At 39.2% G+C, this 24,350-nt stretch carries 14 protein-coding genes and 1 tRNA gene; 7 read left to right on the plus strand and 8 right to left on the minus strand.

Features of this window, described 5'->3' with window-relative positions; translation table 11 throughout:
* Positions 1-23 precede the first annotated feature (23 nt).
* Positions 24-5,141: a T9SS type B sorting domain-containing protein gene (locus KIH23_RS02930; protein ID WP_213211176.1), complete on the plus strand. Its 5,118-nt coding sequence runs from the start codon at positions 24-26 to the stop codon at positions 5,139-5,141.
* Positions 5,142-6,062, plus strand: coding sequence for an alpha/beta hydrolase (locus KIH23_RS02935; RefSeq protein WP_213211177.1), 921 nt, complete (start codon positions 5,142-5,144; stop codon positions 6,060-6,062).
* Positions 6,063-6,191: 129 nt separating this feature from the next.
* Here the strand turns inward: KIH23_RS02935 and KIH23_RS02940 are convergent, their stop codons facing one another.
* On the minus strand, positions 6,192-10,280 hold the full coding sequence (locus KIH23_RS02940; RefSeq protein WP_213211178.1) for a fibronectin type III domain-containing protein: 4,089 nt from the start codon (positions 10,278-10,280) through the stop codon (positions 6,192-6,194).
* 267 nt (positions 10,281-10,547) lie between these two features.
* A complete protein-coding gene (gene typA, locus KIH23_RS02945) occupies positions 10,548-12,347 on the minus strand; it encodes a translational GTPase TypA (protein ID WP_213211179.1) in 1,800 nt (599 codons plus the stop codon).
* A 166-nt stretch (positions 12,348-12,513) separates the two neighbouring features.
* On the opposite strand from typA, the gene KIH23_RS02950 reads away from it, so the two are divergent.
* Complete coding sequence (locus KIH23_RS02950; protein WP_213211180.1) at positions 12,514-14,229, plus strand: PAS domain-containing protein; 1,716 nt, start codon at positions 12,514-12,516, stop codon at positions 14,227-14,229.
* A 4-nt stretch (positions 14,230-14,233) separates the two neighbouring features.
* Positions 14,234-14,644, plus strand: coding sequence for a response regulator (locus KIH23_RS02955; protein WP_213211181.1), 411 nt, complete (start codon positions 14,234-14,236; stop codon positions 14,642-14,644).
* Between the two features lie 67 nt (positions 14,645-14,711).
* On the opposite strand, the gene rpsT is transcribed toward KIH23_RS02955, so the two are convergent.
* The 3 genes from rpsT to proS all read right to left on the minus strand — a co-directional run bounded on the left by rpsT (position 14,712) and on the right by proS (position 16,620).
* The gene (gene rpsT, locus KIH23_RS02960; protein WP_213211182.1) at positions 14,712-14,963 is read right to left on the minus strand and encodes a 30S ribosomal protein S20; all 252 of its coding nucleotides are present in this window, start codon (positions 14,961-14,963) and stop codon (positions 14,712-14,714) included.
* Positions 14,964-14,992: 29 nt separating this feature from the next.
* Positions 14,993-15,064, minus strand: a tRNA-Glu gene (locus KIH23_RS02965).
* A gap of 77 nt (positions 15,065-15,141) precedes the next feature.
* Entirely contained in the window at positions 15,142-16,620 is a 1,479-nt protein-coding gene (proS, locus tag KIH23_RS02970; protein ID WP_213211183.1) for a proline--tRNA ligase, read from the minus strand.
* A 95-nt stretch (positions 16,621-16,715) separates the two neighbouring features.
* On the opposite strand from proS, the gene KIH23_RS02975 reads away from it, so the two are divergent.
* The 3 genes from KIH23_RS02975 to rimO all read left to right on the plus strand — a co-directional run bounded on the left by KIH23_RS02975 (position 16,716) and on the right by rimO (position 20,691).
* Positions 16,716-17,666 (plus strand): hypothetical protein, encoded by a 951-nt coding sequence (locus tag KIH23_RS02975; RefSeq protein WP_213211184.1) that lies wholly within the window; start codon positions 16,716-16,718, stop codon positions 17,664-17,666.
* 60 nt (positions 17,667-17,726) lie between these two features.
* On the plus strand, positions 17,727-19,244 hold the full coding sequence (locus KIH23_RS02980; protein ID WP_249684766.1) for an OmpP1/FadL family transporter: 1,518 nt from the start codon (positions 17,727-17,729) through the stop codon (positions 19,242-19,244).
* Between the two features lie 133 nt (positions 19,245-19,377).
* On the plus strand, positions 19,378-20,691 hold the full coding sequence (gene rimO, locus KIH23_RS02985) for a 30S ribosomal protein S12 methylthiotransferase RimO (protein ID WP_213211185.1): 1,314 nt from the start codon (positions 19,378-19,380) through the stop codon (positions 20,689-20,691).
* A 2-nt stretch (positions 20,692-20,693) separates the two neighbouring features.
* On the opposite strand, the gene KIH23_RS02990 is transcribed toward rimO, so the two are convergent.
* From KIH23_RS02990 to KIH23_RS03000, 3 genes are all read right to left on the minus strand, one after another.
* Positions 20,694-21,533 carry a hypothetical protein gene (locus KIH23_RS02990; RefSeq protein WP_213211186.1) on the minus strand — a complete coding sequence of 280 codons (840 nt, stop codon included), beginning with the start codon at positions 21,531-21,533 and terminating at the stop codon, positions 20,694-20,696.
* On the minus strand, positions 21,523-23,631 hold the full coding sequence (locus tag KIH23_RS02995) for an ATP-binding protein (RefSeq protein ID WP_213211187.1): 2,109 nt from the start codon (positions 23,629-23,631) through the stop codon (positions 21,523-21,525). The genes KIH23_RS02990 and KIH23_RS02995 overlap by 11 nt, the downstream gene beginning before the upstream one ends.
* Positions 23,632-23,785: 154 nt before the next feature.
* On the minus strand, positions 23,786-24,190 hold the full coding sequence (locus KIH23_RS03000) for a DUF1573 domain-containing protein (protein ID WP_213211188.1): 405 nt from the start codon (positions 24,188-24,190) through the stop codon (positions 23,786-23,788).
* Positions 24,191-24,350 lie beyond the last annotated feature (160 nt).

A 24,350-nucleotide genomic window follows, 5' to 3' on the forward strand; every position in this document is an offset into this window, starting at 1 on the left:
AATATAATTACTACTTTTATCGAATGAAAAAGCTATACCTACTGATTTTGCTCTTCATAACTGTGGTGTCAACTGCCCAATTCAGTAAGACACACTATATTCCACCGCTATCAGGTTCAGACAACACCTCTTCAAGCGCACAGGAACAGTATTTATATATTTCTACCCCAAGTACCGCACCGGTTAATTTTACCATTAAACAATTAGGAGGAATCAACGTAACGGGTACGGTTTCAAAAAGTACACCCTATGTGTACAATATTGGCAACGGAACCAATACACAATTGATGGTTCCAAAAAACAATGTAAATAATATACTTTCTAATAAAGGCTTTATTGTTGAAGCCGAAGACTTGGTTTATGTTGCGGCACGTATTATTGCCGGAAATAGCAATCAAGCCGGAGCCGTGGTATCAAAAGGTATGGCAGCTTTGGGCACACGATTCAGAATTGGTTCTTTACTCAATACTACAGCCAACCCATACACCGACAATCACTATACTTTTGTAGCCATCATGGCCACAGAAAACAACACCTTGGTTACTTTTAGTGATATCAGAACAGGTGCTCAACTCATCAACAATGCCATTGCTGGAAGCACACCTGCACCGATTACGCTTAACAGCGGCGAAAGTTTTGTTATGGCGGTTCAAGGCCCTACAGATGCCAATCGTGATGCACTCATCGGCTCGTTAGTGAATTCAGACAAACCTATTGCTGTAAATTGTGGCTCATTTACAGGTTCAAACGCAGCTACCAATTTAGATTTAGGTTTTGATCAAATTGTATCAGCCGAACGTACAGGTAAAGAATATGTATTTATCAAAAGTACCGGTCAAGCAGATGTTGAAAAAGTATTGCTTACTGCTGATGTTGACAACACAGAAATATACCTGAACAACAACACCGGACTTCCGAATTTTATTCTAAATGCAGGTGAATATTTAGTTCTAGACGGAAATCAATTTGTGAGCGGAAGTTTATATGTACGCAGTTCTGAGAAGGTATTTGCCTATCAAACCGTAGGCGATGATACTCGAACAGATTTTGCCAACCAAGAAATGTTCTTTGTTCCACCGTTAGGTTGTGATACACCGCATATTATTGATAACATACCGATGATTGAAAAAATCGGGAGTCGAATTTTTCAAGGCCGAGTTACAATACTTACAGAGGCTGGTTCAACGCTTCAATTTGAGGTTAACGGAACCACTTATTCACTAACTGCTTTAGATGCTTTAGCGGGTGTTTCTGTCAACGGTCCAACTACAGTACCAACGCAAAATCAAAGCTTTGACACCTATACCATAACCGGACTTACCGGAAACATCACCGTATTATCAACAACACAACTCTATGTTGCTGCTTACGGAACCGATGGCGCTGCAACTTTTGGCGGATTTTACTCAGGGTTCACTTTCAAACCTGAAATCTCTTTTAATTTATTGGCTATTACTCAAACCAATTGTATTGTACCCAATATTGATTTAAGGGTCACAACCTTGAGTCCGTTTGATAACTATCAATGGTATTTTAACGGTAATCCTATTCCTGGTGCTACACTTAATCATTATTCGCCACCACAACCCGGTGCCTATTATGTAAAAGCAGCAATTTCAAATTGTAATGCCATTGGCGATATTTACTCAAATGAAATTCCTGTGAGTACTTGTCCGACTGACTCCGACAATGATACCGTTAATGATAATGTAGATATTGACTACGATAACGATGGATTGAGCAATTGCAGTGAATCGTTCGGAAATCAACCTATAGACTTAGTTGGAGAAGGCAGCATTTTGATTACTACCGGAGGCAACGATGCTCCCGAACCTGTGCCGTTTAGCGGAACCACAATAGGTAGTTTTGTAACAAGAACCCCTATGGGTAAAGGAAACTTTGTTAAAGTCGAAAAAACATTTCCACAACCAATTAATGTAGCTTTAGAATACGCATCAAATGCAAATAGTTCTGACTTCATTACCTCATCAGGAGATTTTATATTGAGTTGCAACACCTCACAAACTATTACGGTACTCAACCCAACTGATCAATTACTCATTGATACCAATTACGATAATATTTATGAAAGTGGGGTTACCAGCTATTCATCATATGAAATTAGGTTTCGTCTAAAGGATGCTTTGCCGCTGGCCGCCGGAACCGGAACTTTTCAATTTCGATGCAACAAAGCATCAAGCCTTAGTTTAAAGCACATTAATTTATCCGACAACTCCGGAAACAATGCCACTTTCAAGCTAATTTACACCTGTGTTCAACGTGATTCCGATAGCGATGGAATACCTGACAGTTACGACCTTGACAGTGATAACGATGGTATTCCTGATCGTGCTGAAGCGTTGGGTAATACAGCGCTAAGTCCTGCCAATGCTGATAACAACAAAGATGGTATGGATGATGCTTTTGGAACTGGTATTAATCCGAATGATAACGACAATGACGGCGTAGTTAACAACATCGATTTAGATAGTGATAATGATGGAATTTTTGACTTGTTTGAAGCCGGACATGCACAAGCTGATGCAAATCTTGACGGAAGAATTGACGGTCTACCCAGCGTTTTTGGCAGCAACGGATTAAGCAATGCTTTAGAAACCTCAATTGAATCTGGTACCATTAACTATGTAATTGCCGATACCGACAGCAATTCGGTTAAAAATTACTTATCTATTGATAGCGATAACGACAACTGTTTTGATGTCATCGAAGCTGGTTTTCAAGATGGTGACGGCAATGGAATTTTAGGCTCAGGCACTGCAACCGTTAACCCGGCTGGAATGGTTCAGAACGGTTCCGGATATGCTGCACTACCCAACAACAATTACATCATTTCGGCTCCCATCACGATCAATACACAACCCAGTATTTCAGCTTTTTGCGCCTATGACAACGCAATCATCAGTATTACCTCAACGCCTGTTGATGGCTATCAGTGGCAATCATTTATAGCCGGTGTTTGGACCGACCTTAACGATGATATCAACCACAACAACACACACAGCCAAAATTTGCAGATTATTGCTCCGCCATTTTCATTTAACGGCAGAAAATATCGCGTGATTTTACGCAAAAACGGAAACAGTTGCTCGGTTACTTCAAATGAAGTAATACTTAATTTATATGATGTTCCTAACATTACAACTCCGGTTTTGTTGGTTCAATGTGATGATGACAATGACGGCTACACCACAGTAAACCTTTTGCAAAAACAAAGTTCTATGGCGCCATTGAGCAATCATGTATTTACTTATTATAAGACGCAAACTGCCGCAGAATTAGGAGACCAAACCAGCTCTTCCTTTATTGCTAATCCTTTAAATTATTATACCAATACATCAACCGTTTGGGTTCGTATTGTTGAACAAACACATGGCTGTCATAGTGTTGGGCAATTAGATGTAAATGTGACTACTACGCAAATTCCGCAAAGTTTTGTCAAGAAATATTACAAATGCGACGATTACCTCGATAGTTTTGGCCAAAATTCAAGCAATAATAACGATCGAGACGGGATATCCAGTTTTGATTTTAGCAGCGCAACCGCTGATATCTTATTGCTGCTTCCGCCCACAGGCACTTACAATGTAAAGTATTACAAAAACTTTGAAGATGCCTCAATGGAGGTTGATGCCAATGGAGTTTCGTTAGAGATATCTCAAAATTCGTTGGCTGTTGAAAACATCTACAACTATCGAAATCGACAGTATCCGTTTCAGCAAAATATTTGGGTTCGAGTTGAAAGCACAATTGACAATTCATGCTTTGGTTTAGGACCATATGTTAAGCTTGAAGTTGAACAATTACCCGTAGCGCATCAGTATAATTACGACAATATCATTAGACATTGCGATGACAATCAAGACGGAATATACGGTTTTAATACTTCGCTGTTTAACAACATCATTGTAGCAGGACAAACCAACGTTAACATACAATATTTTGATGCTGCAGGAAACTTAATTCCAGGCAATTTGCCAAATCCGTTTTTTGTAAACGGAACAACCACCATAACAGCGCGCGTGGTCAATGCTATTACTTATGCAACCGATGGCCCTTGTTATGATGAAGAAACACTGACTTTTATCGTTGATAAATTACCTGAAGCTTATCCGGTCAATCCGAGTTTGCTATCGGTTTGTGATGATGAAGTTGACCCGCTTGACCAAGATGGGATTTATGGTTTTGATACGGCTACGATAGAAAATTCGGTACTCAATGGGCAAACCGGGGTTCGTGTCAAATATTATGACGGAAATTTACAACCCTTGCCAAGCCCGCTGCCCAATCCGTTTTATACCACTTCACAAAACGTTACTGTAGTGGTTGAAAATCCAATAAATTTAACTTGCCCGGCCAGTACTATTTTACCTTTTAAGGTGTGGCCAACACCCAAAATAAGATTACAAGGGCGTGAGTTGATATGTTCTGACAACCCTAATTTTTACAAACGTATAGATGCAGATATTGTTGATTCAAGTACAATTTCAAACTATACTTTTCAATGGTATAAAGAAGGCGTTTTGATTCCAGGCGCAACTCTGTACACTTTAGATGTCAACGTTCCGGGCTTATATTCTGTAGATGTGACTTCGGTGCACGGTTGCCTGAAAACGCGTGTTATTGATGTTGTGAATTCTGATGTAGCTCATATTGATGCCATAATTGTTACCGACTTAACTGATTTTAATTCAATAGAAATCCTCGCCAGTGGTGGTGGTGATTTGGTATATAGCCTTGATGATCCAACCGAATATCAATCTTCAAATATCTTCTATGATGTTTCGATGGGCATTCACCAACTCTATGTGAATGACCTCAACGGCTGCGGGAATATTGGTCCGATTGATGTTTATGTTTTAGGTATTCCTAAATTCTTTTCACCAAATGGTGACAAAGTCAACGACTATTGGAACTTACGCGGCACCGGTGAAAACCATCAAAATAAATCATGGCTGAATGTTTTTGATCGCCACGGAAAATTACTACACGGTTTTGGTGCTTCTGACTTGGGTTGGGACGGAAACTACAACGGAAACCCCATGCCTTCTGACGATTATTGGTATGTAATTGAAATGGAAGATGGCAGAATTTTTAAAGGACATTTCAGTTTAATTCGATAAATGAAATTTTTACTTATAATTCCACTTTTTTGTTTGAATATGCTAGCGCAACCCATTGAAGTTAAAGCAGGCAGAGTTGTTCGTATATCAGATTTCGCAAGCAAGCTAATCACACCCAAAAACATTGATGTTTGGTTGCCCGATGGTTATAACGAAAAACAGAAATACAGTGTTCTATATATGCACGACGGACAGATGCTTTATGATCCTGAAACTATATGGAACAAGCAAGCTTGGGACGTAGACGACATTGCTAACCAGCTTATCAAATCAGGGCAAACCCAGCCCTTTATTGTGGTAGGAATTTGGAACAATCCGAGGTTTAGACACCAAGAATACTTTCCGCAAAAGGCCTTTGAAAGCATGACTGAAGAACAACAGAAATTGGTTTCAGATGAATACCTCAACTTGAAAAAAATATCTGAACCCTTCAAACCGGTGTCAGATGCTTATTTAAAATTTATTGTCTCCGAACTAAAACCTTATGTAGACAGCCATTTTAGTGTTTTTACTGATCGTGACCACACATTTATTATGGGTTCGAGTATGGGCGGATTGATTTCAATGTACGCCTACTGCGAATACCCAAAAGTGTTTGGAGGCGCTGCTTGTTTGTCAACACACTGGACCGGAATTTACCGCAACGAAAACAATCCGGTACCGGACGCCATGATCAATTATCTGCAAAACTACTTACAACCTGAAGCAGGCAGAAAAATCTACTTTGATTATGGCGATAAAACTTTAGATAGTTTATATGCTCCATCACAAAAAAAGGTGAATGCGCTGCTCAAAGCCAAAAGTTTTACACCAAAAAATGCCATGTCTCAATTTTTTCCGGGTGAAAATCATTCGGAAGAAGCTTGGAAAAAAAGACTCGATATTCCGCTTACTTTTTTATTGGGAAACGTTAAGCCCTAGCCCGGATGGCAGCGGCTATCCTTTTGTGCTGGGGTTCAGCGCAAAAGATAACAGCGAACAGCCGGATGAGCTTCAAAAAAAAACCACCCACAAATTGCGGATGGTTTCTCATTATATAATCGTTTAGATTTACTCTTTTACGATGCGCATGGTTTGCGCCAAGCCTGAAGATTGAACTTTAACCAAATAAGTTCCGGCCGATAGTTGCGTCATGTTGATGGTGCCCGTTTTGGCATGCAGATTTTGCTGAGCCACCAATTGCCCCAACATATTGTATATCTCAACTTGATCAATCGGTTGGTCATTGCTCAAGTTGAGCATACCTGTAGTTGGGTTGGGATATAAAGCTAAATGCTCTAATTGGTTTTGCTCATTGGCTAATGAAGTGGTACACTTGATATATCTGACTCGATTGACTTGTTCACTGGTACATGTAGCGTCGTTGTGCAAGTAATAGCGAAGCACACCAGAGTTGGTACTTGACTGCCATACGAGCGGCGTTGTTCCGAAAGCGTAAATTACCGTTGCGTTGGCATTGGTGATGGTCACAAAATCAGTGGCTACAGAGCTGGTAAAAGTATATTCTTTATTGGTACTAATGTTGACATTGGCATATTCACCGGTCCAGGCCGTATTGGTAATTTGTTCATTGCTACCACTGCAAACCGGCGTAAAATTGAGTTGCGGGAATAAACCGTTCACCGCCGTTGTACAACCGGTTACGGTTAAAGTAGTAAAACTTCCTCCGCTCACCCATGCACTTCCGTACGGACCACAGAAATTTCTTCCCCAAATGTAATAAGTAGTTGCAGCTGTCAATCCGGTAATTACACGCGTAGTACTGAGCGAGCTTCCGCTGGCAGCTGTTAAACTAGTCGGTGGAGTACTGCTTGTACTGATGTAGTATTGATAGGCCTGAGGTGTAATAGAACTTGTCCATTGTACAGTGGCTTGCGCAATATCAATACCCGAAACACTTACAGAAGTTGGCGGTGCACAATAGGAAGCACAAGTGATGGATCTTGTTCGATTGGTATTCTGCGTGCCGCAATTGGCATTGGTATGAAAATAATATCTGATAACCCCTGATGTTGTTCCTGAAACCCAAACCAGTGGTGTGGTACCACGTGTGTAGACTGTTGTGCCGGTTTCATTGGTGATGGTAATAAAATCGGTGGCGACCGAGCTGGTAAAAGTGTATTCTTTATTGGTGAGGATATTCACCAAAGCATACTCACCCGCATAAGCATCGGTTACAATGGTTTCAGAAACACCCGTACAACCCGGTGTGAAAGCTGAGGTTGGATATTGGCCGTAGATAGCATCGGTACAATCGCCTTGTACTGGTGTGGTAAAGCTTCCGCCTGATACCCATGTGCTATCGGTAGTTCCGCAATCTGAGCGAACCCAAACGTAATAGGTAGTACTTCCGGTAAGGTTAATCAAATTAGCGGTAAGCGCATTTAAACTTCCGACAGGAGTTGTAGAAGCATTGGGCGCAACACTTGATGTACTAAAGTAAATATCGTATTGCGTTGGTGCCGGAACCGCAGCTGACCATGAAAGATTGGCTGTATTACTGGTAATATTTGAAACCGATACGTTTGAAGGAGCACTACAAGCTGCTGCCAAAGTGGTGAAACTTCCGCCTGACATCCAGCTGCTTTTACTTGAACCACAATCTGATCGAACCCAGAAATAATAAGTGGTACTCGCTGTTAAATTGATCAAATTGGCTGCGAGTGAAGTTACGGTTCCTGAAGCAATTGTAGCCGCTGTTGGTGCAGTATTAGAGGTGCTGAAATAAACATCATACTGCGCTGGCGTGGGAACCGCTGCTGACCAAGTTATATTGGCAGAGGTACTGGTAATACTGCCACTGCTCAGGTTAGTTGGCCCATTACACGGAGCTGATGCAGTGGTGAAATTTCCACCGGCGACCCAGACGCTCTGACTTCCGCCACAGCTAGAACGAACCCAAACATAATAAGTGGTTTGAGATGATAAACCTGTTAAAGTAGTGCTCGTATTGGTTGCAGTACTCGTTGGTGTTGTACTGCTGTTTGGTGCTGTACTTACGGTGCTAAGATAAATTTGATAACCTTGTGCTGGACCGGGAACCGGAGCTGTCCAACTGACCACTACAGAGGTTTGAGTTACGGTACCAAGGGTAACAGCCACCGGGGCACTACAAACACCAGTCACTGGTTGGCAGGTAATATAACGCGTACGATTGGAATTTTGAGCGGCACAAGCTGAATTAGCGTGAATATAATAACGAATAGTACCCGACACGAGACCAGAATTCCAAATCAAAGGTGTGTTTCCGGATATATAGGTAATGGTGGCATCTTGGTTGGTAATCGTAATATAATCACTGGTTACTGAGCTTCTAAAAGTATATTGACGATTCGAAAAAATAGAAACCAAATTGTATTCACCGGCATAAGCATCGGTTACAATGACTTCTTCAACACCACTGCTCAAACAAGTTGGCGTAAAAGTGGTGGTTGGATATTGACCGTTTTGAGCATCGGTACATCCGGTAGTACTGCCAGTAGTATTGAAAACAGTTCCAAACACCCATTGACTCACACCGTTGGCACAATTAGAACGCACCCAAAAATAATAAGTGCTGTTGGCAGTAAGCCCATTGGCTGTTACACCATTGGTCGTGGTAGAACCCGTAGGTGCTGTAGATGCTGTTGGTGTAACCTGATTGGTAGCTATATAATATTGATAACCATTGGCCGGAATCGGACTAGCATGGTTCCAGGTTGTGGTTACTGTATTGGCTGTAACTGCTGAAATAACCAGCCCTGAAGGTGTGGTACAACTGGGCACTGCATTATTACATGCAACGGTTGTAGTTCTGCTTACGTTCTGGAAACCACAGGTTGAATTGGTATGAAGCATAAAACGAATAGTAGCCGTATTCGCGCCCGAAGACCAAACCAAAGGCGTTGGACCACTGGCGTATGTGTATGAAGTGGAATCATCTTTAATGGTAATGAAATCTGTGGTGGTAGAACTGGTAAACGTATAGGTTTTATTAGGCAAAATATTGACTTTGCTGAATTCACCCGCCCAAGAATTGGTGGCGATGATTTCAGGCGTTCCGATACAAGCCGGTGTAAAAGTTGTGGTTGGGTTTTGCCCGTAAATACTAGTAACACAACCTACAGGGTCTGAGGCTAAGGTACTAAAGCTTCCGCCGTAAATCCAATTTGAAATATCAGTTCCGCATGAAGATCGCAACCAATAATAATAAGTAGTATTGGGTGTTAAACCGGTAACTGTAGTTTTATTTTGGACTTGTTCAGAGCCGCTGGGCGTTGCATTAATTGTTGGTGTTGTACTGTTGGTACTGACATAATATTGAGTAGCTGTAAACGAACCGCTAAACGACCAACTCAACACAGCTCCGGTACTTGAAATAGAATAACTAATCGGACTAATCGGCGCAACACAAGTAGACGGAACTACAGAACAGGTAACCGAGCGTGTGCGTTCCACCTGCTGGATTCCGCAATTGCTGTTGCTGTTCAAAAAGTAACGAATAACTCCGTCAAAGGTGCCGGAATTCCATGTAAACGGAACTGCTCCATGCGCAACAACTCCATCAACTCCGGTGTTGGTAAGGGTCACATAGTCTGTGTTTCTGGAACTGTCAAAAATGTATTGACGGTTGGGAACTACCTCAATATCGGCATATTCACCCGCATAAGCATCGGTATTGATTACCTCGGCACTTCCGGTGCAAGAAGGTACAAATGTGGTGGCTGGATTTAATCCGTATGGGCCATTAGCACAGCCTGAGTTCGCGGCCAAAGTGGTGAAACTACCTGCGCTTTGCCAATCACTGACCGAAGTAAAATCACAACGGGTGCGCACAAAAATTCGGTAGGTAAAGTTCGGCGTGAGACCAGACCAAGTTGCATAGGTTAAACCCGTTGTTTCGTGGTTGGCTTCGGCCCCAATTGGCGGATAATTGATCAAATCATTCGTTACGTAATAATCGTAGTTCATGACTGAGCTTCCGGAGGTGGGCGCTGACCATGAAAACGATACGCTATCAGTAGTGAGCGAAGTTTTTTGGATGTTGATTGGGCGATTGCACTGCGCGCTTATTTGATTAGGAAAAACGAAAATAAACAACAACATAAAAATGAATAGGCTTTTATGTGTCGATGTTTTAAAAGAGTAATTCTTTTTCATAAAACTAGATTTGAATTCACAACTTACAAATATAAAATCTCTGACGGTTAAATCTTTCAAAAAAAAGTAATTGCAGCCAATCATTGAATAATTGAGCCAAAATTATCTGTATCTGTTTTGAGTAATAAGCTTGTGTTTGCACTACACCCCTAGCCCGGATAGTAGTGAAAATCCTTTTGCGGCGGAGTTCGCCGTGAAAGATTGCAACGGATAGCCGGATCAGCTTCAAAAAAAAAACCACCCAAAAGCTGGATGGTTTTCTGAGTACTACTCTATTTTGTAGCGTTTGCGATCATTTTCGTTGAGATAAATTTTGCGCAATCTGAGCGATTTAGGCGTTACCTCAACGTATTCATCTTTTTGGATGTATTCTAAAGCTTCTTCTAACGAGAATTTGATGGCCGGCGTAATGCGTGTTTTATCATCGGCACCCGCAGAACGGAAGTTGGTAAGCTGCTTGGTTTTGGTAATGTTGATGACCATATCATCGCTGCGTGAATTCTCGCCGACTACTTGACCTTCGTATACATCTTCGTTCGGATCAACAAAGAAGGTTCCGCGGTCTTGTAATTTATTGATGGAATATGGAATGGCTTTTCCGTTTTCCATCGAAATGAGTGAACCGTTGATGCGGCCTGCGATTTCACCTTTGAACGGTTCATAACCAATAAAGCGGTGCGCCATAATGGCCTCACCGGCAGTGGCGGTCAATAGTTGATTTCTGAGCCCGATGATACCGCGCGATGGAATATTGAACTTCACAATCATACGCTCGCCTTTGGCTTCCATGGATAGCATTTCGCCTTTGCGCACTGAAACAAATTCTACGGCACGACCCGAAAGGTTTTCAGGTAAATCAATGGTGAGTTCTTCAATTGGCTCGCATTTTTGACCATCAATTTCTTTGATGATGACTTGCGGCTGGCCAATTTGTAATTCGTATCCTTCGCGACGCATGGTTTCAATGAGTACTGACAAGTGCAATACACCACGACCGAATACCATGAATTTATCAGCTGAATCAGTATCAGCTACGCGCAAGGCTAAGTTTTTTTCGAGTTCTTTGGCCAAACGATCTTTGATGTGGCGCGAGGTTACGAACTTTCCTTCTTTACCAAAAAACGGTGAATCGTTAATGGTAAAAAGCATGCTCATCGTTGGCTCATCAATAGCAATGGTTTGCAATGCTTCAGGGTTTTCAAAATCAGCAATGGTATCGCCAATTTCAAATCCTTCAACACCTACAATGGCACAGATATCACCTGCAATTACTTCTTGTACTTTTTTACGGCCTAAACCTTCAAAAGTGTGGAGTTCTTTGATGCGTGATTTGATGATTTTACCGTCGCGTTTAACGAGTGAAATAGGCATGCCTTCTTTCAAAACACCGCGCTCTAAACGACCAATGGCGATACGTCCGGTAAACGATGAGAAATCAAGTGAAGTGATGAGCATTTGTGGTGTTCCTTGGCTTACTTCAGGCGCAGGAACATTATTGATGACCATATCTAACAAAGGTTCGATGTTGCTGGTTTGGTTTTTCCAATCATCAGACATCCAATTGTTTTTGGCTGAACCATAAACCGTCGGAAAATCAAGTTGCCATTCTTCGGCACCCAACTCAAACATCAAGTCAAAAACTTTTTCGTGCACTTCTTCAGGCGTACAGTTTTCTTTGTCAACCTTATTAATTACCACACATGGTTTTAATCCTAAATCAATAGCTTTTTGCAATACGAAACGCGTTTGCGGCATCGGGCCTTCAAAAGCATCTACGAGCAAACAAACACCATCAGCCATATTGAGTACGCGCTCTACTTCGCCACCAAAATCGGCGTGACCCGGAGTATCAATAATATTGATTTTAGTGCCTTTGTACACTACCGAAACGTTTTTGGAAGTAATGGTAATTCCGCGCTCGCGCTCTAAATCATTGTTGTCTAGAATAAGATCGCCGGTGTTTTCGTTTTCGCGAAAAAGTTGGCAGTGGTACATAATTTTATCTACCAAGGTGGTCTTACCGTGGTCAACGTGCGCAATAATGGCTATGTTTCTAATTGATTCCATCTGTGTTTTTTAATGGCCGCAAAGGTACACTTTATTTCGAGATAAAAAACCTTAAAATTACACTGATTTTGCATTTTAAAATTGTAAGATTCGGCTGTTAAAAACTATGTTGAAGTTTCGGTTTTGAGTTGATATGCTTTCAATAAATTAATTTATATTTGAGACAATGAAAAATAAAGCCACCAAAATAACCCTGCTGTACATTTTGTTTTCAACATGTTTGGCTATTGTTGGCTTTTTTGTTTTGAATAACTTCAAATATGAATCTTCAACCGATTTGCTTTATGTTGTTGGTTTAAAAGATGTTATTTTCATTCTTGTATCGGCCATTATCTTTAAAATTATTCTGACTAAAAACGATTTTCAGAACCGGAAGATTTTTGAGCAGATGAATGAAACCAATGAGGAGCTTATTTCATCAAACGAACGATACGATATTGTAGCCAAAGCAACCAGCGACACGATTTGGGATTGGAAAATTCAAGATGATCATTTTACTTGGAACAAAGGAATTCAGGGCGTTTTTGGTTACAAAAAAGAAGATGTAGGCAATACTTCAAAATGGTGGTTTGACAGAATTCATCCGGAAGACAGTATTAAAATGTCTATAAAACTTTATTCATTCATAGAACAAAAAACCGAAAAATGGCAAGATGAATATCGATTTATGTGTGCCGACGGAACCTATAAATATGTGTTTGATAGAGGTTTTTTAGTCAAGGACGAAGATGGCAATGCAGTGCGTATGATTGGAGCAATTCAGGATGTTACACGCCAAAAAGAAGAAGAACAACGACTCAAACTTTTGGAAACGGTGATTACCGAAACCAAAGATGCCGTGATTATTACAGAATCAGAAAAATCAAACTCAACGATTCCGAAAATTGTATTCGTTAACCCTGCTTTTACTGAAATGACGGGTTATAAAGCAACTGAAGTTATCGGTAAAACGCCTAAAGTTTTTATGGGTAAGCCATCGGTTAAATCAGAAATATCTTCTCTAAAAAACGCGCTCAAAAACCGATTAGAATTTAAGTTTGAAACGCTCAACCACACCAAAAAAGGCGAGGAATATTGGGTAAATTTCTCGATGATTCCAATCACCAACAAAGAAGGCGAACATTCGCATTGGGTTTCGATTCAGCGCAATATTACCGAAGAAAAACGCCAAGAAAAAGAAAAAGAACAACTCATTCGCGAGCTTACGCAAAACAACAGCGATTTGAAACAGTTCTCGTATATTACTTCGCACAATTTGCGCGCACCACTCTCGAATTTGACCGGTCTTTTGAATTTGATCAAAGAAATTCCGGTTGAAAATCCGGAGCTCAAAGAAATTCTCAACGGATTCTCGACATCGACCAATTTACTCAATGAAACCATCAATGATTTGGTTAAAGTAATCATCATTAAAGACAATCCGTCGATTCAAAAAGAAGAAGTGGTGATTAAAGATGTTTTTGAAAATGTCTTCAATCAACTTTCTTACCTCATCAGCCAACATCAACCCATCCTAAAAGTAGAATTAGAAAAAACCACAATTCTAAACACCAACAAGGCTTATCTCGAAAGCATTCTGTTGAATTTATTTACCAACGCTATTAAGTATCGTTCACCAAAAAGAACACTGCGTATTTTGATTTCAGGTAAAGATTCGGCCAACCATGTTGTTTTGACTTTTAAAGACAACGGAATTGGCATTGATATGGAACGAAACAGGGATAAGATTTTTGGACTGTACCAACGCTTTCACAATCATTCGGACAGCAAAGGTCTGGGGCTTTACCTAGTCAGATCACAAGTAGAATCAATGGGCGGAACTATTAGCGTTGAAAGCGAGGTTGATAAAGGAACAACTTTTACGATAACCTTTAAAAAGTAATCTTATGTTAGATTTAGTGTTGTGTGTAGATGACGATCCGATTACACTAATGTTGTGTAAAATGGTCATTAATAAATCTGAGATTACCAAGAACCTTATAACAGCCGAAAATGGTGAAGATGCGCTCAATTATTTTGACGATTTAAAATTGAATAATCTTGGTGGTGAAATTTCAAGTTATCCACAACTTATTTTTTTAGATTTGAATATGCCGGTTATGGGCGGTTGGGAGTTTCTCGATCATTTTTCTCAAGCAGAATATCGAGAACTTTTTAAAGATTGTAAAGTAATTGTGCTTTCGTCAACTATTGACCCTGAAGACATTAATAAAGCAAAAACTTATCCGATGGTACTTGACTTCATGTCAAAGCCCATTTCAAAAGAAATGCTTGAAGATTTGAAAAAAATTCTTTAAAACCCAATACCATTAAAATAAAAAAGCCTTCCGATTGGAAGGCTTTTTCTATAATTATGTTAACTCGTTACAATTTAGAAACGTGTTTAGTCAATTTTGATTTAAGGTTTGAAGCTTTGTTATCGTGAATAACATTTTTCTTAGCCAATTTATCAATCATCGAGATAACTGCTGAAAGTTTAGCTGAAGCATCTGCTTTGTCAGTAGACATACGTAAAGCTTTGATTGCATTACGAGTTGTTTTATGCTGATAACGATTCAACACTCTTCTTTTCTCGTTGCTTCTGATTCTTTTTAAAGCTGACTTGTGATTTGCCATTATTCTTGTAACTTAAAGTTTAAATTTTGTAGCCCGTAGGGGAATCGAACCCCTCTTACCAGGATGAAAACCTGGCGTCCTAACCGATAGACGAACGGGCCATCTTTCTCATTGCGGTTGCAAAGATACATCTATTTTCTATCCGCGCAAGAGCTAAACTAATTTTTTTTTATTTTTTTTAGTACGCCTTTGCAAACAGCACTCTACCTGAGGATTTTGCCCCTGAAAAAACACAAATTCCTTCTTCCTTTTTTTGATCTAAAGCAATACAACGAATGGTTGCTTTGGTCAATTCTTTGATTTTTTCTTCGGTCTCAGCAGTGCCATCCCAATGTGCTGAAATGAATCCGCCTTTACCTTCAAGCACTTCTTTGAATTGATCAAAGTTTTCAACCTCTGTAACATGAGTGTTTCTGTAATTCAAAGCGCGATCAAATAGATTTTTCTGAATTTGTTCGAGCAAATCTGACACGTAATCAACAATTGCATCTTGACCAACCACTTCTTTGGTTAGATTATCTCTACGGGCAACTTCATAGGTTCCGTTAGCCAAATCATTGGGACCGATGGCAATGCGAACCGGAACACCTTTGAGCTCGTATTCATTGAATTTAAAACCAGGCTTGTGCGTGTCTCTGTCATCAAATTTGACTGAAACTCCTCTTTTTCTGAGTTGCCCCACCAATGCATTTACATTTGCTGAAATCTCAGCCAATTGATCGTCTGATCTATAAATAGGAACAATTACTACTTGAATCGGAGCTAAATTTGGAGGCAAAACCAATCCTTGATCATCTGAATGGGTCATGACTAAGGCACCCATCAATCGGGTAGAAACACCCCATGAAGTGCCCCAAACATGCTCTTGTTTTCCTTCGGCATTGGCAAATTTTACATCAAAAGCTTTGGCAAAATTTTGCCCTAAAAAATGCGAAGTTCCCGCTTGAAGTGCTTTTCCGTCTTGCATTAAAGCCTCAATACAATAGGTTTCCTCAGCTCCGGCAAAACGCTCACTTTCAGTTTTAAGACCTTTGATTACCGGAATGGCCATAAAGTTCTCGACAAAATCAGCATAAACATTCATCATTTTTTCTGACTCTTCAATCGCTTCAGCTTTGGTAGCATGAGCTGTGTGCCCTTCTTGCCACAAGAATTCAGCGGTGCGCAAAAACAAACGCGTGCGCATCTCCCAACGAACTACATTGGCCCATTGATTAATGAGCAAAGGTAAATCGCGATAAGATTGAACCCAACTTTTATAAGTTGACCAAATAATAGCTTCACTCGTCGGGCGAACAATGAGTTCTTCTTCAAGTTTGGCATTGGGATCTACGATAAGCTTTCCGGCTTTGTCAGGATCATTCTTTAAGCGATAATGCGTAACAATAGCGCATTCTTTGGCGAATCCTTCGGCGTTTTTCTCTTCTGCTTCAAACATGCTTTTAGGCACAAACAACGGAAAATACGCATTGCTGTGACCCGTTTCTTTGAACATTCGATCGAGTTCGGCTTGCATTTTTTCCCAGATGGCATATCCGTATGGCTTGATAACCATACAGCCGCGCACACCGGAATTTTCAGCGAGATCTGCCTTTACAACCAATTCGTTGTACCATTTTGAATAATCTTCAGCTCTTGTAGTAAGGTTCTTGCTCATTTATTTAATGGCATAAATATTGTTTAACTTTTTTTAACTAAAACGTTCGGCAAAACTAACTAATTTTGTGTTGCTGGACAATAAAATATGTTGTTATGAATCCGAATAAAACTGCCTTCAAAAGAAATTTCATTTTAATCGTTTCTGGAATTTTTTCTCTTTGGCTTACCTCATGTGATACCTATCAAAATGTTTCTTACTACGACCGTGACGGTATCTACTCTGACTTCAATCAAAACAAAAACGAATCGGTTACAACTACACCTGCCGCTTCGAACAATCAATACAAAGAATACTTTAGTTCTCTTCAGAACAATCAGCCAAAAGATGAAATCTTTAGCGATGTAGAACAATATCGCAGTTCAAATTACAATCAGAACGATACAACATTTGTTTATGCTAATTCATATCAAGATTGGGGAGCAAACACCTCACAAACCAACATTAATTATTACGGAGGTAATTGGGGACTAGGATGGAATAATTACTGGGGATGGAACTCTGGTTGGAATTGGAATATCGGTTTAGGTTGGGGCTCTTGGTACGGACCTTATTACAGTTGGGCTTGGGATCCATGGTATAATCCATATAACTACTATGGTTGGGGCTGGAACACATGGCCTATGAACTATGGATACGCAGCATATCATCATCACCCAAGATACTACGGAACCAGAAGTTATAATCGAAACTATTCGACTGGTGCTAACAGTTACAGTTATAATGGTGTAAGAACACCCCAAAGATTCAACAACAGGACACAGAATAGCAGTACACGTACCCCGCAAGGATATTCAAATGGAAATGTACGCCAAAACACTTATCAAAACACTCGTAATTATAGCTCAAACAGTCAAAATCCCTCTTATAATCAGAATAGTAATCCAAGACCTAATTATAATCCTGGAAGAACACAGAGTCCAAACAGAACATACAGCACTCCAAGTTACAACAATGGAGGCTATACACCCACCAGATCAAATGGCAGCTATTCAAGCGGAAACTATGGAAGCAGTGGCGGTCGTTCAAGCGGAGGAAGAAGATAATTTAACATGTAAACCTATGTACCTTTGAGGACATAGGTTTTTTTATTGAACAAATTGATTATGAAATATTTTATTATCGCATTAATTTTATTTAACAGTACATTTTTGCAATCACAATCTCTTGCTGAAGGATTGCTTTACGCCAACCAAAACATGAACGGAAGCGCTCGTTTTAGCGCTATGAGTGGAGCTTTCGGAGCTTTGGGCGGGGATTTTTCGTCGCTAAATGTAAACCCTGCTGGAAGTGCCGTTTTTATGAATAATCAAGTGGGGTTTACTTTAAGTAGCCTCAACACAAAGAACCAAACAAACTACTTTGGAAGCAAGATAAACAGTAATGACAATTCGTTTGACATTAACCAAGTTGGTGGCGCTTTGGTTTTTAACAATTTTGACCAAAAGAGTAAATGGAAAAAAATAGTTCTATCATTTGACTACGAAAACACGCGAAATTTCAGCAACTCGATCATCAGTATGGGGACCAACCCAAATCAATCAGTAGCTGATTATTTTTTGAGCTATGCCAATCCTGATTTATACGGTTCAAACATACCGGTTGATGATTTGACTTCAAATTACTACGAAGATTTAGATATTAGAACACAGCAAGCATACTTAGGTTACCAAGGCTATGTCATAAATCCGGATCCGGGCAATCCTAATCAAAATACTTATTTAGCCAATGTGAGTCCGGGGAATTTCTATCAAGAAAATTTTATTGATACTGAAGGTTACAACGGAAAAGCAGCTTTCAATCTCTCAGCTCAATATACAGACAGATTCTATTTTGGCTTAAACTTTAATTCCTATTTTACAGATTACGAAAAAACAAGTTTGTTTTATGAATCTAATGATAACAACAACACCGATGGAATGAAAGAATTATATTTTGAAAATTACCAACGAACCTACGGTAGAGGCTATTCATTTCAATTGGGTACGATTGCAAAACTCAATAAAAACTTCCGAGCGGGTTTGTCTTATGAATCTCCAACTTGGTACGAACTTGATGACGAAAAAAAACAACTTCTCACAACCACAGGTTATAAATATGGAAACCCAACCATTTCAGGGCTTTCAGATGCAACCGTAGATTCAGACATACTCATTGTTTATCCAACATACAAATTACAAACCCCAAGTAAATGGACCGGAAGCTTGGCCTATATTTTTGGAAAAGGGGGTTTGATTAGTATAGACTACAGCTTGAAAAATTATAGCAATGTTAAGTTTAAACCCAATGATAACTTTTTTAGACCATTAAACATTCAGGCAAATGAGCTCTTAAAAACCTCCGGTGAATTACGTATCGGAGCCGAGTATCGATACAAGTTGTGGAGTTTCCGCGGAGGCTATCGCTACGAACAAAGCCCTTATGAAAACAAAAGAATCATGGGTGACTTAACCGGATTCTCAACGGGCTTTGGTTACAATTTTGGGAATACAAAACTTGATTTATCGTATAATTACGCCCAAAGAAAATCTCAAGAAGCCGTTTTTTCACAAGGATTTACAGCAGCTCAAAACCTAAAATCACAATTTAACAACATCTCAGCTACTTTAATTTTCGAATTATAATATCTCGTATCTAAAAACGTACAAAGCCACTATCAACCATGGTGGCTTTTTTCATGAATTTATTTTATAGCTTATAAATTAAACAATAAAACGTACTTTTGCGCTCCATTAATTCAGAGGTAAATCACAACAAATGAGAACTAAATCACTCAAAAAAAACAAAATCAATGTCATTACTTTAGGATGTTCTAAGAATGTTTATGACAGCGAAGTCCTCATGGGTCAACTCCGCGCCAGTGGTAAAGAAGTTGAACACGAAGCTGCTTCTGAAAATGAAGGCAACATCATCGTCATCAATACTTGTGGATTTATTGACAACGCCAAAGCCGAGTCAGTCAATATGATTTTAGAGTATGCCGACAAAAAAGAGCGCGGTTTGGTTGATAAAGTTTTTGTAACCGGTTGCTTGTCTGAACGATACAAACCTGATTTAGAAAAAGAAATTCCCAATGTGGATCAGTTTTTTGGCACCACCGAATTACCGCAGTTGCTCAAAGCTTTGGGTGCTGATTATAAACATGAATTACTCGGTGAGCGCATCACCACTACCCCAAAAAATTACGCTTACCTTAAAATTGCCGAAGGTTGTGACCGTCCGTGTAGTTTTTGTGCCATTCCACTCATGCGCGGAAAACACGTATCACAACCGATTGAAAAGCTTGTCAAAGAAGCCGAAGGTTTGGCGCGTGACGGCGTAAAAGAGCTGATTCTTATTGCTCAAGACCTCACCTATTACGGACTCGATTTATACAAAAAAAGAAACCTTGCCGAATTACTTGAAAACCTAGCAGCAGTTGAAGGTATTGAGTGGATTCGATTGCATTATGCCTTTCCGACCGGTTTTCCGATGGACGTTTTAGAGCTTATGAAACGCGAACCAAAAATTTGCAATTATATTGATATTCCGTTGCAACATATCTCTGATCCGATTCTCAAATCGATGCGTCGCGGAACCACCCAAGCCAAAACAACACAATTGCTGCAAGATTTTAGGGCAGCAGTTCCTGGAATGGCCATCAGAACTACCCTTATTGTAGGTTATCCGGGTGAAACCGAAGCCGATTTTGAGGCACTCAAAGATTTCGTTCAAGAAATGCGCTTTGATCGCTTGGGATGTTTTACTTATTCACATGAAGAAAACACCCATGCTTTTGCCTTAGAAGATAATGTTCCTGAAGAAGTTAAAAAATCGCGTGCCGAAGAAATCATGGATTTGCAATCACAAATTTCATGGGATCTAAACCAAGAAAAAATCGGGCAAACTTTTAAATGCATCATTGACCGAAAAGAAGGTGCTCATTTTGTGGGAAGAACCGAATTTGACAGCCCGGACGTTGACAATGAAGTTTTGATTGACGCCACAAAATTCTACCTTAAAACAGGTGATTTTGCACAAATTAAAATTACAGACGCTACTGAATTTGACTTGTACGGAGAACCGGTATAAACTTACTGATAGTGAAATGAAATCCCGGCAATCAAGAAATTTCTACCAAAAGCTTCAGTATTAGCATCGGCAGCATTATGGATGTAATTGACCCAAATCGGAACCGTAAATCGTTCGCCTACACTCCATTCATGAGTTGCTTTGAAACTCAAATTTACAAGTGAAACTTTGTCATAATCACCTGCGGTGTAATATTCAGCTTGATTGTTTAAAACCGCCCCTATAGCAGCTTCAAGATTGAGGTATTCTGACCAAAAATCTTTTGAATACATAGCCTCAACATAAGTGGTGAAATTTTGTTTTGGGTTTTCACCTTGAGCATTATATCGATAATCACTACCTGCTACGAGTGTACTTACTGTTAATTCAAGTGGAATTTCCCAGTGGTTCAAATCAAAAAAAACACTGGCATCAACTGTTTTTACACTATCAGGTCCATAATTAAAGAAACTATTGTCAACACCTTCAACTTGAGAAACAGTAGGCCAATAATAATCCCAAATTTCAACCGAAAGCCAAGGTGCAAACTCATATTTTATATTGAAATCAATTTCTTGGTAACCACGTGGTCCGGTCATTTGATCTGAATAAAAGTAACGAGACTCAAAATTAGTCGTAGCCCAAAATCCAATTGAAAATTTATCGTTTAAATGATAATCAATCGTAGGTTGAACAACAAAATAATCACCGCCCCATGATTGACCTCGCCAAATATATCTGCTTGCTATATCTAGATTAAATTCAAATTTTGAATTGGGTTTTGCCTGCTCGGTTGATTGGCTAAAAACCGAGGCTGCCATAAACAATGCAAAAATTAAATGTCTCTTTTTTTTATCGATCACTTTTTTTGTTTTTCTGAACCTGATCAATCATTTCAAATAATTTCTCACGATTGATGGGTTTGGTTAAATATCCATAGAAACCAGCTTTTATTATTCGCTCTTCATCATCACTCGATGCATACGCGGTTTGAGCAACCACAAATAATTCCGGTCGAATGGCTTTGACTTTTTCAAGTGCCTCAAAACCATTCATAATTGGCATTTTAATATCCATCAACACCAAGTCAATATCTGGGTTACTCAATGAAATTTCAACCGCTTCAAGGCCATTTACCGCTCTGATGATATTGTAATTTCGGGATTGTATAATTTTTTGAAACAATAGATAGTTTATATTGTCATCTTCAGCTATGAGAATAGTAAACGATTCATGTTCAGAAGATTTTCGCGACTTAACTTGCTTGACCGAAATTTTTTGAACCTCGGCATACTGCAACGGAAGAGTAAATGAAAAAACAGAACCTTTACCTACTTCAGATTTAAGCGTAATGCTTCCGCCCATCATTTCAACATAGGCTTTGGTAATGGCCAAGCCCAAACCTAAACCACCAGCTTTAATAGAAGCATCATTCTCAATTCGTTTAAATCGATCAAAAATAAATTTCTGATTTTTAGCATCAATTCCAGGCCCGGTATCATAGATTGAAAAAGTAATCTCTTTTTTCTTTTCATTGAGCTCATATCCAAATGACACAGTTCCTTTATCGGTATATTTAATACCATTAGTAACCAAATTGACCAACACTTGTTTTAGTTTGGTTTCATCAGCAATAATCGGATAAGCTAGTGGTTCTCGGGCCGGAACAACAAAAAGCTCAACGGGCTTGCTTTTGGGAATGGTAATGCGAATAGTCTCAAACAACTCGCTCACACAAGCTTCTAAATCAACTTGGGTGTAATTGGGCGAAATTTGATTCGAATCTATCTTCGACATTTCAATTAAATCATCAATAATTGATACTAAATTTCTACCACTTTTATCAACTACTTTCAGATACTCAATTTGCTCTTCGTGGCTGAGTTGGGTATTGAGCATCAAATCAGTAAAGCCGCTAATAGCATTCATCGGCGTTCTAATTTCATGCGAAAGATTTGCCAAAAAAGATGATTTAAGCCGATCGCTTTCTTCAGCTTTAAGTTTAGCTTTGACCAACTCATGCTTTTGATTATTGTTTTCTTCAAACAAAAGCCCAATGTTTCTAAACTCGCCGTGGGTAGCTTTGAGCTCTTTGATAGCCTTTTTCTCACCGGTTTCCAGAACTCTTGTTATCAAATCAAGCGGTAGATAGACCAGCTTTCGCGTATAAAATAAGTTAATGAGTATGTTGATTACAAAGACCACAAAAATCAAATACAGAATATTGAGCATGTTTTCAAAATAGACATCAAATTTGCGTTCAAATTGCAATCTGCCGATGGTATTTCCAAAACAATCTTGCAAATTAACTGTGGCATAAATGGTGTGGTTTTCTTTTTTTATAGCCCTATCTGTGTTGATAAACTTAATTTCTGAGGATGCTATCTTCTTAAAATCACCAATATATTTTTGGTCGATAAGACGAGCAACAAAAAAATAACCGAAAGGCTTAGTTTTTTTCTTGAGCGGATCATCAGACGGATGTATCGATGCTCCTGTTACTTCGGCTAAACCTTCGGGAATAAGCAAATAAAACTTTGTCGTTCCAACTTCGTCTAGTTGATCCATGGCATGCTTAGGAATGATATCCGTCGAGCGCAATCGGTTTGACGCGGTTCTAATCATGAACTTTTTGTTGACATCATAAGTTCCTAAATAATCGGCTTTATAAATATCTAATTCATTTCCGATGGTTTCATCATACCATTGTTTGTTATTTGTTTTGGTAAAATCAACAAACTCATCCCAATTGGTATCGTTATTCAAAGCTACTTGAATGGGTTTGTTCTCAAGTTGAAGCAACATGTTTACCTCATTGTTATATTGGAATTCTGTACTGGTATACACTTGTTTTTCAACTTGTTTGGTATAATAATACAACGAAAAATACAACAATATAAAAAAGATACTCGAAGAGAATATGAGTAGTAATATTTTGGGATAAGTGTTTTTAAGTTTCATTTCGGCTTTTAATCTACACCGAAAATAAACTATTAGTTTTCGTGAGATTTACCTGATTTAAAAAAGTAATTAAGAATCTTTTTAACATTATTTTAAAAAATACAACAAAAAAAGCCCGGAATAAACCGGGCTTTTAAAATAAATAACTCAATATTTAGATAACTGTACCTTTAAAAGTTAGAACTTTTGGGGCGCTGTCAGCGTTGGTTGTTACCGTTACTGTTTTTGAAAAAGCACCTTTATTGGCTGCGTTGTAGGTTGCAACAATGGTTGCAGTTGATCCGGGTTGAATAGGAGTTTTAGTGTAATCGGTAGCGGTACAGCCACATGAAGCCTTAACGTCCGTAATGAGCACAGGTGTTTTGCCAGTGTTTTTAAACTCAAACGTGACTTTTTTGGGCTGATTATGAGGAATTTCACCCAAGTCAATTGATTCACTTTTCCATACAACTGATGATACCAAATTGACTTTTACCATTGAAGGTTTAACCTCAGGAACTACATTGAATGACATTAAACCAAAGGCAAACGCCAAAACCGAAATTTGAATAGTTTTCATAATATTTGTTTTTAAAGGTTGATTTATTTTTTGTTCGAGTCAAAAGTAGTTGGGTAATTATTGAGCCACTGTTAATCGGTTTCTAACGTTTGTTAATGAGTTGTTAACCGATTTTTGACTTAGAATTTTTGACTAATATTACACCATTCTAAAAAGAATC

Origin of the sequence: Flavobacterium sp. CYK-55, assembly GCF_018413465.1 — a bacterium.
Classification (GTDB): domain Bacteria; phylum Bacteroidota; class Bacteroidia; order Flavobacteriales; family Flavobacteriaceae; genus Flavobacterium.

Coding starts and splice junctions, on each gene's coding strand:
- KIH23_RS02955 (WP_213211181.1), top strand. CDS start 14,234: ATGTTAGATTTAGTGTTGTGTGTAGATGACGATCCGATTACACTAATG.
- KIH23_RS02995 (WP_213211187.1), bottom strand. CDS start 23,631: ATGAAACTTAAAAACACTTATCCCAAAATATTACTACTCATATTCTCT.
- KIH23_RS02930 (WP_213211176.1), top strand. CDS start 24: ATGAAAAAGCTATACCTACTGATTTTGCTCTTCATAACTGTGGTGTCA.
- rpsT (WP_213211182.1), bottom strand. CDS start 14,963: ATGGCAAATCACAAGTCAGCTTTAAAAAGAATCAGAAGCAACGAGAAA.
- KIH23_RS02975 (WP_213211184.1), top strand. CDS start 16,716: ATGAATCCGAATAAAACTGCCTTCAAAAGAAATTTCATTTTAATCGTT.
- KIH23_RS02980 (WP_249684766.1), top strand. CDS start 17,727: ATGAAATATTTTATTATCGCATTAATTTTATTTAACAGTACATTTTTG.
- KIH23_RS03000 (WP_213211188.1), bottom strand. CDS start 24,190: ATGAAAACTATTCAAATTTCGGTTTTGGCGTTTGCCTTTGGTTTAATG.
- typA (WP_213211179.1), bottom strand. CDS start 12,347: ATGGAATCAATTAGAAACATAGCCATTATTGCGCACGTTGACCACGGT.
- KIH23_RS02950 (WP_213211180.1), top strand. CDS start 12,514: ATGAAAAATAAAGCCACCAAAATAACCCTGCTGTACATTTTGTTTTCA.
- rimO (WP_213211185.1), top strand. CDS start 19,378: ATGAGAACTAAATCACTCAAAAAAAACAAAATCAATGTCATTACTTTA.
- KIH23_RS02935 (WP_213211177.1), top strand. CDS start 5,142: ATGAAATTTTTACTTATAATTCCACTTTTTTGTTTGAATATGCTAGCG.
- proS (WP_213211183.1), bottom strand. CDS start 16,620: ATGAGCAAGAACCTTACTACAAGAGCTGAAGATTATTCAAAATGGTAC.
- KIH23_RS02940 (WP_213211178.1), bottom strand. CDS start 10,280: ATGAAAAAGAATTACTCTTTTAAAACATCGACACATAAAAGCCTATTC.